General features: G+C 33.9%; 12 protein-coding genes. 3 read left to right on the top strand and 9 right to left on the bottom strand.

The annotated features are described in order from the left end of the window. Positions 1 to 149: 149 nt before the first annotated feature. Together CD30_RS08530 and CD30_RS08525 are read right to left on the bottom strand one after the other, a co-directional pair. On the bottom strand, positions 150 to 707 hold the full coding sequence (locus CD30_RS08530) for a TetR-like C-terminal domain-containing protein (RefSeq protein ID WP_036175286.1): 558 nt from the start codon (positions 705 to 707) through the stop codon (positions 150 to 152). 10 nt (positions 708 to 717) lie between these two features. Further along, a complete protein-coding gene (locus tag CD30_RS08525; protein WP_036175281.1) occupies positions 718 to 1,431 on the bottom strand; it encodes an MBL fold metallo-hydrolase in 714 nt (237 codons plus the stop codon). A 282-nt stretch (positions 1,432 to 1,713) separates the two neighbouring features. Here CD30_RS08525 and CD30_RS08520 point away from each other — a divergent pair, with 282 nt between their 5' ends. Then, positions 1,714 to 2,292: a YitT family protein gene (locus CD30_RS08520; RefSeq protein ID WP_036175278.1), complete on the top strand. Its 579-nt coding sequence runs from the start codon at positions 1,714 to 1,716 to the stop codon at positions 2,290 to 2,292. A 62-nt stretch (positions 2,293 to 2,354) separates the two neighbouring features. Here the strand turns inward: CD30_RS08520 and CD30_RS08515 are convergent, their stop codons facing one another. From CD30_RS08515 to CD30_RS08495, 5 genes are all read right to left on the bottom strand, one after another. After that, positions 2,355 to 3,197, bottom strand: coding sequence for a DegV family protein (locus CD30_RS08515; RefSeq protein WP_036175276.1), 843 nt, complete (start codon positions 3,195 to 3,197; stop codon positions 2,355 to 2,357). Between the two features lie 81 nt (positions 3,198 to 3,278). Then, positions 3,279 to 5,732, bottom strand: a complete 2,454-nt coding sequence (locus CD30_RS19440; protein ID WP_052126103.1) for a bifunctional diguanylate cyclase/phosphodiesterase — start codon at positions 5,730 to 5,732, stop codon at positions 3,279 to 3,281. Between the two features lie 25 nt (positions 5,733 to 5,757). After that, the gene (locus tag CD30_RS08505; RefSeq protein WP_036175273.1) at positions 5,758 to 6,645 is read right to left on the bottom strand and encodes a phosphate/phosphite/phosphonate ABC transporter substrate-binding protein; all 888 of its coding nucleotides are present in this window, start codon (positions 6,643 to 6,645) and stop codon (positions 5,758 to 5,760) included. A 308-nt stretch (positions 6,646 to 6,953) separates the two neighbouring features. After that, on the bottom strand, positions 6,954 to 7,256 hold the full coding sequence (locus tag CD30_RS08500) for a YunC family protein (protein WP_036175270.1): 303 nt from the start codon (positions 7,254 to 7,256) through the stop codon (positions 6,954 to 6,956). Between the two features lie 72 nt (positions 7,257 to 7,328). Then, positions 7,329 to 7,892 carry a hypothetical protein gene (locus CD30_RS08495; protein WP_170215817.1) on the bottom strand — a complete coding sequence of 188 codons (564 nt, stop codon included), beginning with the start codon at positions 7,890 to 7,892 and terminating at the stop codon, positions 7,329 to 7,331. Between the two features lie 449 nt (positions 7,893 to 8,341). On the opposite strand from CD30_RS08495, the gene CD30_RS08490 reads away from it, so the two are divergent. Continuing rightward, entirely contained in the window at positions 8,342 to 9,940 is a 1,599-nt protein-coding gene (locus tag CD30_RS08490; protein ID WP_408056749.1) for a ribonuclease J, read from the top strand. A gap of 159 nt (positions 9,941 to 10,099) precedes the next feature. After that, the gene (locus CD30_RS08485) at positions 10,100 to 11,734 is read left to right on the top strand and encodes a catalase (RefSeq protein ID WP_036175261.1); all 1,635 of its coding nucleotides are present in this window, start codon (positions 10,100 to 10,102) and stop codon (positions 11,732 to 11,734) included. A 74-nt stretch (positions 11,735 to 11,808) separates the two neighbouring features. Here CD30_RS08485 and CD30_RS08480 read toward each other — a convergent pair whose 3' ends face one another. Together CD30_RS08480 and CD30_RS08475 are read right to left on the bottom strand one after the other, a co-directional pair. Further along, positions 11,809 to 12,738: an SDR family oxidoreductase gene (locus CD30_RS08480; RefSeq protein WP_235802026.1), complete on the bottom strand. Its 930-nt coding sequence runs from the start codon at positions 12,736 to 12,738 to the stop codon at positions 11,809 to 11,811. Positions 12,739 to 13,139: 401 nt separating this feature from the next. Further along, positions 13,140 to 14,540, bottom strand: coding sequence for a SpoVR family protein (locus tag CD30_RS08475; RefSeq protein WP_036175258.1), 1,401 nt, complete (start codon positions 14,538 to 14,540; stop codon positions 13,140 to 13,142). Positions 14,541 to 14,548: the final 8 nt, after the last annotated feature.

Genomic DNA, 14,548 nt, shown 5'->3' with positions numbered 1-14,548 from the left:
GTCTTTCATAAAATATCGACTAAGTTATTTTCATTTCGACATTATTTCCCGAGAAATGATAGATTTCAAATATTGTTAATAAGGTAGATTCTCCTACTAGTTAATTATGAAATGCTAGAGAAATTAAAGAAGTTTATACGATTCAACTTCTAATTATTAAGGGAATTTATATACGAACTTACTAAATGTTCAAAGCTTTCTTCTGTTTTAACCGGTAATCCAAAGGCACCCATTTGTTCCAATGATGCAAAGCCATGTAAAATACTCCTTAATCCACGAATCTTATGAATTATCATTTCTTCAGCTATATTGAACGTATATAAAACTTCAGAAATCAGTTGTAACAGCTTGTTACTAGCAATCTCCAATTCTTGATCATCCTTTTCAGGCGCCTGAATTGTAAACTGATATAGTCCTGGATGCTCCCTTGTAAACTCTAGGTAAGCAGTTGCCATTGAAAACAAAGCCTCGTCTTGTTGTTTTTCCATTACCGCATTATTAATTTTTTTATATAATAACGATAACCCATATAACGACAATGCCCTCTTTATACTCGGCAGTCCACTTGTATGATTAAATAAGGAAGGCGGTTTTACAGATAATTTTCTAGCAATGGTTGCTAATGTTATTGCTTCAACACCCTCATGATCTGCAATTTCGACCGCTGTCATCAATATTGTATTAAAATCTAGACCGACTCTTGGCATAGTAACCCTCCTATACGTTAACTAATTTTCTTTCTGCATTGATAATTGCTTCATTTATAAAATTGTTTGGATTTTCTATTATTTTTCCATGTCCCACTGCAAGAAGAGTTGGTTTTAATTCGTATATTTTTTTTACACTTTCCAATGAAATCTCTTTATTCCATGTTGCTAAAGCTGGGAATGGAAATAAAGGAACTAATTGTCCGCTTATCGCTATTTTCCCCTTTGTTTGCATTGCATCCCCAACAATAATGGTTAATTTTTTTGAATCCCATAATGAAATCGAACCTGGAGTATGCCCCGGTGTTTCAATTACTGTTAACGAACCAATCTGATCTCCTTCTTTTAATAGCTGATCCGCAGTTGTTTTTAACTTTTTGTTAAATCCGCCCTTAATTGGGGTTTGAGGTTCGTTCTTGTCTAATGACATATCACCTTGTAATAGACGATTGTCTCTTTCTGATATGGAAACAGTTGCTTTCGGAAAATGCTCTTTCAGTAAATCCAATGATCCGACATGATCACCATGAGGATGAGTAAGTATAATATTTGTCAAAGGTTTATCGAGTTTTCTCATCAAGTCTACAATGCCTTTAAAGCTAGCCGGTATTCCAGTATCTATCAATGTACACTCATGTTGTTCTTCATAGAGGTAACAATTTATCGGAAAAATACGTGGATATAGTGTCAGTTGATAAAGTTGATTATATTTAGAAATTTTCATTTATTGATTCTCCTCTTTAAGTTTTTGAAAAATTATAGGATAAATCTGTTCGTTCAACTTTACAGTAATAATTACAAACTAAATTCTAATAACCTTGCTCCTCCTCTTCACAAAACTAATAGTATTAGTTTTATTATAGCTAACATTATTAGTTTATCAATGGGCATATTGTAAATTTTTTGTATATTTAACTTCTTGCTCTATTTCCCTTCTTACCAACATTCATTTTTGTTTGACGGATTTCATAATATACATACATGTCCAAACCATTGGAGGCAATGTATGCGTTTTTTTACAAAGGGGCTTGTTATTATAATTGGTAGTATTCTAATATCCTTAGGAATTAATTTATTTTTGGTTCCTTATGAAATTTTAGATGGTGGCATTATAGGTATTGGTTTGATCTTGAATTATTTGTGGAATTTAAAAGCCGGTCTTATGATTATTTGTTTGAGTATACCTATTTTTATGATCGCTTGGTTTTATTACAGAGAGTATTTTTATAACAGCCTACATGGCATGATTATTTCCTCATTTTTTATCGATTTACTTCGACCATTACGTCATCTCTTACGAGTAGAACCATTGCTAGGCTCTATATTTGGTGGGATATTAGTAGGATTAGGAATAGGAATAATGCTCAAATTTAAGACAAGCACTGGTGGTACTGATTTACTTGCTCAATTTATATTTCATAGAACCGGCATAAATGTCGGTATCATAATTTTTATAATTGATTCTATTGTTATAGTTTTAGGTGGTCTTTTAATTTCAGCAAGCACTTTATTACTTTCTATCGTAACGATTTTATTTGTCGGCATTACAACAAGCTCCATTACTCGAAATGTCAAACATATATAAATTATATTAAATTCTACATATAAAAGGAGATGCCACAGCATACGTGTGTCATCTCCTGAACTTTAGTTTTTACGTTTATATAATATTCCTAATGTATTTGGACCGCAGTGTGTTGAAATCGTACATCCAGCAGTTGTCTCAATAATTTCATCAAAATCGGCATATTGGCGAATTGTCTGTTTTACTCTTTCGACAGTCTCAGGCGAGCAATGTGAATGGGTAATAAATAATCGGCTATAATCTACATTTTCATTATTTTCAAGACGATCTTTTACATACTGATCCAGACAACGTTCAAACTTGCCACGATATTTTTTTCCAACAGCCATTTTTCCGTTAACTACTTCAATAGAAGGCTTTATTTTTAATATCGTTGCTCCTAAAGCTTCCATACCTGAACAACGTCCACCTTTACGAAGATAGTCCATTTTATCAATAACAAAGCTTGCATCTACTTTCGGAATTAACTGTTCTAATTTACTACAAATGACTTCTACCGGATACCCTTCTTTCGCCAATATTGCAGCTTCGTAAACGATATGTCCACTTCCTGTTGATAAATTATTAGAATCAATTACGTATACATTGCTATAGTTTTCAGAAGCAATTTTTGCATTTTGGTAGCTCGATGAAAAGTCTGAGCCTAAGCAAATATGTATGACAGCCTCATATTTTGATGACATTTCCTTAAAAAAGGTATCATATTCAAAAGTATTTACCGCTGTTGTTTTACAAGACTTACCCTGTTCACCAACATATTTAAAAATGTCAGCGGGTGTAATATCAACACCATCTCGGAAATCCTGCTCATCAATTACAACATGTAATGGCATTAACGATATATTATAGTTAGTTAATATCTCTGGCGAAAGGTCACAAGTACTATCAGAAGTAACTTTTATCATATACTTCACTTCTTTCATTATTTTTTCATTATCTATTATATTATAACGAAATAACTAATTTTATAGTAACGTTTTAGTCCTTTAAGATATATCCTGCTCTATTAGCATCATAACAATTTTTTCAAAATTTAATGGTTTGCTAATATAGTACCCTTGGATCATTATACAATTATTTTGAACGAGCATCTCAAATTGCTCTTGTTTTTCAACACCTTCTGCAACGACCTGCAAACCAATATTATGGGCGAGATTCATAATGGTCTCGATAATTTTCCGTTCCTTTTCTGATTGCAGCATTACATCGACAAAACTTTTATCAATCTTTACTCGATCAATCGGTAAACTATTTAAATAGCTTAAAGATGAATAACCTGTTCCAAAATCATCTAAATGGATTGACATGCCCAGTGCTTTTAACTCTTCAAGCTTTTTCAGGTTCACATCAAAGGATTTCATCAAGGACGTTTCTGTAATTTCAATTTCAATCCATTCAGGAGGGATGCCTGCTTCTTCCACAATACTACTTACATTCTGAACAAAATCTTGTTGCATAATATGAATAGGTGATATGTTCACAGAAATATTGAGTGGCTTAGACATATGTTTATTAATCTTTTTTATTGCTAAACATGCATTTTCCAAAACCCACTTATCAATTTCTATAATTTGCCCCGTTACTTCTGCAGTTTGAATAATTTTTAAAGTACCAAATTCAGAAAGTTCTTCAGATTTCACACGTAGTAATGCCTCAATATTTGTAATTTTTCTTTCAACAGTATGATAGATTGGTTGAAAGTGTAATTCAAAACCATTTGTTTCAAGACTTTTTCTTATGCCTGCTTCAATTTCAGATTTTTCATCAATTTCACGCTTAATACTCAAATCAAATATTCGGAAACCATTCTTTCCCGTACCTTTTGCACGATACATTGCCATATCGGCAGTTTTTAGAAGTTCCTCAGAGGTTTTTGCATGTTGTGGATATATCGCTACACCGATACTAGCTGTAACATTTATAGTTTTTGAATCAATGACAAAGCTTGTATCAAATAACTTTACAATTTCCTTCGCAATATCCTCTGCCTGTCTCTCTGTCTTAATATCATGAATAACTAATATAAACTCATCACCACTAATACGTGCTACTTGTTTATTTAATGGAGAGATTGTTTTTAATAAATTGGCTACTTTGATTATTAATTTATCACCAAAGGAATGCCCTAACGTATCATTGATCATTTTAAAATTATCTAAATCGATAAAAACAATTGCTTTTTGTTCGTTTTTATACTGCTTTAAGGATTTGTCCAAAGACTCGATTAAACTTCTTCTATTTAATAGTCCAGTCAACGAATCATGGGAAGCTAAAAGATTTACCTTTTCTTCACTAGCTTTTAAAATTCTTTGTGATTCTTTTAGTTCATCATATTTAGTCCGTAATTGTTCCTCGGTTTGTTTCAGTTCTTTATTCGATATAATTAAGTCTCGGTCTCTTTTATTAATAGCATGAATCATACTGTTAAACCCTTTTGCTAGACGAGCTACTTCTTGATACTCTTTCACTTTTGCCCTTACGTTGTAGTTCCCATTTTCAACATGGTTCATTAATGTTCCTAATCGCTTTAATGGCTTCATCCAAATTAATGTCATGATGTAAGCTATCACACTAAAAACTAGTATACAAAAGATCCCAGCTATTAATATCGGTGTTAAACTTTGAAATAACTTATGATTAAGCTCTTCATCATTCACTGCTGTAACAATGCTCATACCATTTTGTTGAATTTTATCTGAATGAACTAAATATTGTATCTTATCAATTACATAAGGAACATGTTCTGCCCTTGATTTTTCTATCATCTGTTTACTCTGCTGTCCAAAGAGATTTTCTCCAATTAAATAGTTATCTTTGTTTGCAATAATCGTACCATTTTGATTTAGCAGCATAACTAAACCGTTTTCCCCAACATTCGTACTGCTAATGATATTGCTTAATTCAGACAATTTAAGATCAATGGCTATTATGCCTTCCATATTCGGACCGTTTACATAAAGGGAAGCAGAAATAACTATTTCTTGAGTACTGTAATCTAAGTATGGGTCAGTCCAATTTACTTCTCCCTTATTTACCAGTGCAACTTTATACCATACTCTTTCAGCAGGATTGTAGCTTTTTGCTACCTCTTTATTATCTCCACGATAAACCTTACCGTTAATCACCCCATAAACAAGGGTGCTACTAGGTGGTAAAATACTTTGGTATGTATTAAAAAATAGACTTATATTTTCATTATTAGAGGCAGATTGTATGTTTAACGTTCTACCTAATTGTATAAGAGAGTTTTCGATTGTCGAAAATGAATTTTCAAAGGATGTGACAGTTTGATTCAATACAGCTTCAGATTCCTGTTTATATTGTATATCTATACTTTGTTTTAGATTTTGCGAAGAAATGAAGCCAAATAATGTCATGGTCGTTAAGCACATGATTAATATAAAAAGAATGGCCCAAAATTTTACACTTTTTGTTCCCAAAAGGTTCACTCACCTTCACAATATATCATTCACCCTTTAAGAAATATTCGTACATATAATCTTTCCCAAGAATAGTGGCAATATTTCTAATTGAATGATAGATGTTATTATCTACTTCAACATATCTCTCGATAGATGCATCAAATTTATGTAATTCATTCGGTATTTCTTCATGTATATTTAACATTGATTCAATAAATCCTTCTTTTACTCCTCTATCCAAATCCGTTCTTGCTACATAAGGAGAGCCTGGAATATGATCTGAATGCCATATTATTTTAAAATCATCTTTTATTAATTTTCCATCAGCTTCTAATTTGTCAAATTGAATGCTGCTTATTGCACCTGCCTCAACTTTACCACTTAAAATATCTTCTGGTACTTGATCATGTGTTCCTGAATAGATGATGTTACTAAAATAACTTTCAATATCAATATTTCTACTTTTTAATAATGCATAAGGTAGAACAAAGCCTGATGTAGATCCTGGGTCTACAAATGCAAAGGATTTGTCTTCTAAATCTTCTAGTGTTTCGATGCTCGAATCATTCCTAGTGATGATGTAAGATTGATAGTAAAGTCCTGTTTCTCTTCTTTCCTGCACAACTAATGGGGTTAAATCTATCTGACTTTCTGCAGCAATAAATGAAAATGCGCCAAACCAACCAATATCAATAACGCCATCCTTCATACCTTCTACTAAACCAGCATAATTATCAGTTATGTATACTTCGATTTCTTTATCGAGATGTTTCTCTAAATAAAGTTCTATCGGTTCGAATTCCGATTTCATCTCCTCTGCATCTCTTACAGGTATCATACCGATTGTTAATTTTTCTGATTCAGTACTACAACCAACTAAAAAACTATTTAAAATTACTAAAATAACTACTAAAAAAGAACTTTTCCTCAATAATGTTCACCCCAGAACACAGCATTTGATAACATCATACTAAATTAATGTAAATATACTGTTAATTAGTTGCATATTATTCATTATTTCGACATACTTCGGTACTTTAGTAGTTGTTACACCTACTCTTAATTACTCGTTCTGAAGTTATAATTCGTATGCATCCCTAATATACACATATTATCAAATGTTATATTTTTCCTAATTATATCAAAATTCTACTAATTATGTCATCAACTTTCCAGTTTTTTTAAAATAAAAAATGGCGAATATGTTAATCCAACATGTTCGCCACCCAAAGGTAAAAATTAAATCATTTTTAATAATGCTTCTTCACCAATCATACCTTTTACAATCCCTAATTTCTCTGCTTCATAAGTGACTGACTCAAGTGGCGCTTTCAACAATTCATCAATTGTTTTCACACCAACTGCACGACCAGCAACAATTCTCCGATCTGCTAATCGACTATTAAGTAATCCAACATCCAAAGCACCACACATAATGTATCCAATGTCATTAGAAATCGTTAAAAGTGTAGTTTTTGGTAAGTACACCGTTACTGCTGTAAATATATGACCTTGAATATTTAATGTTTCTGTTGAAATCATCAATACAGCACCTCCATTTATAAAATATGGAGGTGCTAAGTAAGTTGTTCATGATTTTTTCGTTACAGACTTTTAAAACCAAGGACCAATTAACCGTTTTTCATGTTTATATTGATTAATAATAAGGCTGATCATTTGTGACCAGTTTGTGCATTCTTTATAAAGATCCTTGTACTCATCACTATCTTTGTCAATAGCATCTTCTTTTTCCAAAAACGTATATTCAATAGAATGATTTGAAATGTCATCTACTACAATCTTTAGTTTCAATTTTTTTATCTCTTCTAGATTTGTCTCTTCTTTATCCTCTGATTCTATATCTTCTTCATCCTTTAAATGTCGAACACTATCGCTAACATTCCCACCGATAGTGCCATCTTTCGGGAAAAGATACTTCACTTTACCGTTTTCTAAAATCGCGACTTCAAGAAGCTTCGAGAAATCGTATGCTTTATATATAAAACTCTCGTCGATATATTCTCTCTTTGCCACATAAAAGGTATTATTGTTTTCATCTATTAATAATGCATTCAATAAATCCTCAGAAACCGTTTTTTTTGTATGTGGAATTACATTTAAAAAGTCTTCTGTTTCTTCCAGGTCTTCTTCTTTTCTTCTATCACGCTCTTTTTTCAATTCTATACATCCCCAAGCAAACATCAATATTGCCATCAAAATATAGGAGCCGACCATTAGGGTGGAGCCTAGAAAAAAAGCTAATACAAAAAACGCAATTGCTAGAAGGAATATATATCCAATCATAAACATTTTCAATTCCATTCACCTCTATCTGTCATTTACAACAACATTAGTTATTTAAAACATATTCATAAAAATCGTTTTTCATACTTAAGTTTGATGATTTAATAGAAAAAATAAAGATGATGATAGATTACTATTTCAAAATTTGTCTCTTCTATATAACTCGTATAGGACTTTTCATGAATAGCTATACTATTAATTGTTGTAGCTTAAATACTTATCATTATTAAAGTTGTTATTGAAATGAGGGAGAGAATTTGTCGGAAAGAGGTAGTTTATTATCTGTATTTGCATTAGGCGGCATCAATGAAATTGGTAAGAATATGTACGTTATTGAATATGGAGATGATTTAGTTATTATCGACTGCGGCGCAAAGTTTGCAGATCAATCATTACTTGGTATTGATTTAATCATTCCTGATATTTCTTATTTACACGAGAACAAACATAAAATTAGAGGATTAGTAGTAACCCATGGCCATGAAGATCATATTGGAGGTATACCATATTTTTTGAAAAAATTAAATGTTCCAGTCTACGCAACACGCTTCACCCTCGGGTTGATTGAATTAAAACTAAAGGAACATAAGATTTTACGAGAATCTACTTTAATTGAAATTAATTCAAATTCAACATTAGATTTTGGAAATATTCAAGTAAGCTTCTTTCGAACAAGTCATAGTATTCCTGATTGCTTGGGAATTTTATTTGATACACCCGAAGGAAAGATCGTTCATACAGGCGATTTCAAATTTGATTTAACACCAGTAAATGATCAATATTCTGATATTCATAAAATGGCGAAAATCGGTGAAGATGGAATATTACTTTTAATATCTGAAAGTACAAACGCCGAAAGACCCGGTTCTACTCCATCAGAGAAAGAAGTCGGAAAGCACATCGAAGAAGCCTTTTATAGCGCTACAGGAAAGGTCATTATTTCGACATTCGCTTCCAATGTAAACCGAGTTCAGCAAATTGTCGAAGCTTGCAAAAAGACAAATCGAAAGTTAGCTTTATTAGGCCGAAGCATGGTAAATGTTGTATCTGTCGCAAGACAAAGGGGATATCTTGATATTCCTGATTGGATGCTTGTTGATGCTCGGGATGTGAGACAGCTTCCACCTGAAAGAGTTGTTGTCCTATGTACGGGAAGTCAAGGGGAACCGTTAGCCGCGCTTTCTAGGCTTTCTACAAATAGTAATCGAGATGTCAAAGTTCTACAAAATGATACTGTGATTTTTGCCGCATCACCAATTCCCGGAAATGAAAAAGATGTCTCTAAAATTGTCGATAACTTATTTCAACTTGGTGCAAATGTCATCTATGGTTCTTCGACAATAACTGGCATGCACGTATCTGGCCACGGTTATCAGGAAGATTTAAAATGGATGATTTCATTAATGAAGCCTAAATATTTCATTCCAATACATGGGGAATACCGTATGCTACATCTTCATAAGAAGCTTGCCGAAGCAGTAGGTGTTGAAAAAGGACACACTTTTATTATTCGTAATGGCGATGTTGTAGATGTTCAGCATGGGGAAGCGCGTCAAACAAGAAAAGTAACTGCTGGTGATACGTATGTTGATAATGCTGGTGCAGATGAAGTGGGCGATATTGTTTTACGAGATCGTAAACAATTGTCTGAGGAAGGAATGCTCGTTATCGTTGTCTCCATAAGTAAAGAAAATGGGAATCGAATATCCGATCCTGATAGCATTTCTCGTGGCTTTGTCTATGCAAAAAACTCTGAAGAACTTTTAACAAATATTAATGAGGTAGTAAAGAGAACAATCGACCCTTTCAAAGATGCAAATATTATGGGAATGAAACGCGCTATTAAAAAAGAAGTAGGTACCTTTGTTTTCGAACAAACGAATAAAAAACCAATGATATTACCGATTATCATTGCAATTTAAACTTAAAATTGCATAGTGAAGATTAAAAGTCATTCCTTTCAAATTGCCAGGCATATCGCGTGGCAATTTTTTATTAAACTTCCTTGCCTATGATTACGATTCGTTCAAATGGGAAAAGATTTTAAGGGAAGTGTTTAACTGAAAATAAGGAGGATTCCTATGACAACAAATGATCCATCAGGCCAAGGAAATTATGAAACAAATATTGAAAATGACAACACACTGACGAATAGACAGGGCCATCCTATTACGAACAATCAAAATATTCGTACCGTTGGAAACCGAGGTCCTGCCACATTAGAAAACTACGATTTTATTGAAAAAATTAGTCACTTTGATCGCGAAAAAGTTCCTGAAAGAATCGTTCATGCCCGTGGTGCAGGTGCTCATGGGTACTTTGAAGCATACGGTACAGTTGGAGATGAACCTGCATCAAAATATACTCGTGCAAAACTATTCCAAGAAAAGGGTAAACAAACACCTGTTTTTGTACGTTTCTCTACTGTTGTTCACGGCTTACATTCTCCAGAAACAGTACGTGATCCACGTGGCTTTGCAGTAAAGTTTTATACAGAAGATGGAAACTGGGACTTAGTTGGTAACAATTTAAAAATATTCTTCATCCGAGATGCGATGAAATTCCCCGATATGATTCATGCATTTAGACCAGATCCTGTAACAAACATTCAGGATGCCCGTCGTTTCTTTGACTTCTGTGCAAATTCTCCTGAATCATTCCATATGGTTACGCTCGTTTATTCTCCATGGGGAATCCCTGCAAACTATCGAATGATGCAAGGTTCTGGGGTTAACACATATAAATGGGTAAACCAAGAAGGTAAAGCCGTTCTTGTAAAGTACCATTGGGAGCCAAAGCAAGGAATTAAAAATTTAACAGTAAAAGAAGCTGAGGAAATTCAAGGGAAAAACTTTAACCATGCAACACAAGATTTGTACGAAGCAATTGAACGAGGAGATTATCCTGAGTGGGAGCTGTTTGTTCAAATCATGGAAGATGGACCTCATCCAGAGCTAGATTTTGACCCATTAGATGACACAAAGCTTTGGCCAAATGATAAATTCCCTTGGCTTCCTGTCGGACGAATGGTATTAAATAAAAACCCGGAAAATTATTTTAATGAAGTTGAACAATCTGCATTCGGTACAGGCGTTTTAGTAGATGGGTTAGACTTCTCCGATGATAAAATGCTACAAGGAAGAACATTCTCCTATTCGGATACACAACGTTATCGTGTAGGTGCAAACTATTTACAGCTTCCAATTAATGCTGCGAAAAAACGCGTCGCTACAAATCAAGAAGGTGGGCAGCTTCGTTATTATAACGATAAGGCACCAGGTCAAAATCTACACGTAAACTATGAACCATCTAGTATGGGAGGTTTAACAGAAGCAGAGCAAACTGGTAAAGAATACACGCCCCATATAGAAGGAAATTTAGTTCGCGCATCCATTGATCGTAATGATAATACGAAACAGGCTGGAGAAACATATCGCGGCTTTGAGCAATGGGAGAAAGATGAGCTTATTAACAACTTAGTAAACGACCTAGCAATTTGTCCAAAGGATATTCAAGATAAAATGATGGCTCTCGCTGATGAAGCCGATGAAGAATATGGTCGACGTCTAAGAGAGGGACTTGCTGAAAAAGCTAAATCCATGAACAATAAAGAAGAATTTGGCCAAGAATTCCATCCACATCCACTTGGTACAAAAAATCCATCTAAAGCTGTAGAAGATGCGATTAACAAATCTCAGGATGCAGATCCATATTAATTCGTGCTATACGTAAAAAGAGTACAATTCAACTCGAATTGTACTCTTTCCATTTTCACAAACTAGTCATTTTACTAGGTTGACATTACTTGCCCACCATTCACATGTAGTGTTTGCCCTGTTACAAAACGGGAGTCATCAGACGCTAGGTATACATATGTTGGCGCCAGTTCAAAGGGCTGCCCTTGACGTTCCATTGGGTTATCTGCAATTACTACTGCATCAGCTGAAAAGCTTGACGGTATTAGAGGCGTCCATATTCTTCCTGGTGCTACCGCATTTACCCTTATACCTTTACTTATTAAATTATTTGCTAAGGCACGATTAAATCCAACATTAGCAGCTTTTGTTGCCGTATAATCAATTAATTCCTTATTTCCTACATAGGCTACAACTGACGCAGTATTGATGATTGAGCTACCTACCTTCAAATGTGGAAGTGCAGCCCTTGTTGTATAAAAATGTGAATAAATATTAACTTTAAACGTATCATCAAATTGCTCATCCGTAATATCAAGTAGGCTTAGCTGCTGAAATTGGATCCCTACATGGTTACATAAAACATCTAACTTACCAAAAGCTTGTATTGTTTTTTCAACTATATTCTTGCAATGTTCCTTATTTCTTAAATCACCAGGTAACAATAAGCAGCGCTGACCGAGCTCTTCAATTCTACATTTTGTACGATTCGCATCCTCATGCTCATCTAAATAAGCAATGGATACATCTGCCCCCTCTTTCGCAAAGGCAATCGCAACCGCAGCGCCAATCCCACTATCTCCACCTGTTATTAAAGCTACTTTCCCTTTTAATTTCCCAGAACCTTTATAGTTTGGATTTTCTATAATCGGCCGTGGTACCATAAGCCCTTCTAATCCCGGTTGACGATATTGCCTTTGTTCGGGAACTGTAACTGGAACCTCTTCAAATCGAGTGATTTTTCCGTAATTCGGATATAGAGGATATTTTGACTCCTCCATTCCTTTCTCATGCTGAATATCCATGGAATCCTCCTAGTAACATTTCTAAACCATCTTATGTGTATTAGGCGTTTATGGTGAATCACTTGTTACGTTAAAGAAGATGTATGAATAGAATATGGTTAAATCTGTTTTAGGAGGAGTTAATATTCAAATTTATCAGCCATGTCCTGGTGTAAATATTTTGTTGATTCCCTACTCTAATGAAAAAGTAAACGTAAGATATGCAAATGATCAAAAGCCTTTCCAATTACCAAAAATAAGCACAAGACCCCCATACTATACGAATCCACAATGTCAGTTGAACTATCCAATCCTTTAAAAGTTTATCTTTTCTATTTCCTAATGCGCGCAATATAATATAAACTAACTAAAAAGAGCCCGTGAGTATTGCCTCACGGGCTGCTTTTGTTGTTTTAAAGTACTTACATAAACCTACGATAATTCTTTTTACCATCATAAGAATATAAGATTGGTTTTTCTTCAACATATGTTTCCATATGCACTGGTCGACCCCATAATTTATAAATATATTGTAGAACATGCTCTAAATAATCTGATTCTAACTCCATTCCCTCGTAGCCATGCTTCAAATACAATTCTCCGTTCCTCAAGTAATCTCCATTTTCTACAACGATATATGGAAAACCTCCATTTACTCTCATCGAAACTAGCTGATCACGTACATTTTGGTAATCCTTATCACTTATACGATATTCGAGCCCTTTCTTTTCAAATAAATATAAATCTTCTTGTTCTACTAATTCCTTTGTTAAATAGTTTCTAATAAAGGAAATGTCCGATTCAATCTCTCTAACCTCAAATATTTTCTCACGCCCTGAACCAGGTTTAACACCGAGTTTAAGCATTTCTTCTGTTGGATGGTCATAACGCTTTTCGATATCTTCAAATATCTTCAAGCCAAGGTAATATGGATTAATCGTTGTTTTTGATGGCTGTACGACACCTGCATTTAGCTTTGCATATTCAATCGTTTCTTCTGTTGTTAAATCTAATTCACGCATTATTCGTTGGTGCCAATAGGATGCCCAGCCTTCATTCATAATTTTTGTTTCAAGCTGAGGCCAGAAGTATAACATTTCCTCTCGCATCATTGTTAATATATCTCGTTGCCACTCCTCAAGCTCCCTGCTGTACTCTTCAATAAATAACAATAAATCCTTTTCAGGTTTCGGAGGGAATTTTTTCTTTCTCGGTAATACGGGTCTATCATCTTTTTCATTATTATCTAAACTCCATAAATCATCATAAGGTGACTTTGGTTTCATAATGATATCTTCATCTACATCGTAATCATTATACATAAGCTTTGGTCTTAATAACGATGGATCGATATGCTCTTGAATTGCAAGCACCGCATCTAAAAATTGCTCAACTTCATCTTTACCATACAAGGTTTCATAATGGGCGATTCGTTCTGCCGTTGAAGTCATGCTCTCCACCATGTCTCTTCTAGTATTAGAAAAACGAACATTATTTTTGAAGAAGTCACAATGAGCTAGCACATGAGCAATGATTAACTTATTTTGAGTTAATGTATTTGTATCTAATAAAAATGCATAGCACGGATTTGAATTAATAACCAACTCATAAATTTGACTAAGACCAAAATCATATTGCAGCTTCATTTTATGAAATTGTTTTCCGAAACTCCAATGAGTAAATCTCGTTGGCATTCCGTAAGCTCCAATCGTATAAATTACTTCTGCTGGGCATATTTCATAGCGCATTGGAAAGAAATCTAATCCAAAACCAGTAGCAATTTCTGTAATTTGATCAATGGACTTATGAAGCTCTTTTTCCATGTAATGAA

This window comes from Ureibacillus massiliensis 4400831 = CIP 108448 = CCUG 49529, from assembly GCF_000772965.1.
Lineage (GTDB): Bacteria > Bacillota > Bacilli > Bacillales_A > Planococcaceae > Ureibacillus > Ureibacillus massiliensis.
The sequence above is the reverse complement of the archived record's forward strand: the minus strand, read 5'-3'. Positions and strand labels throughout refer to the sequence as shown.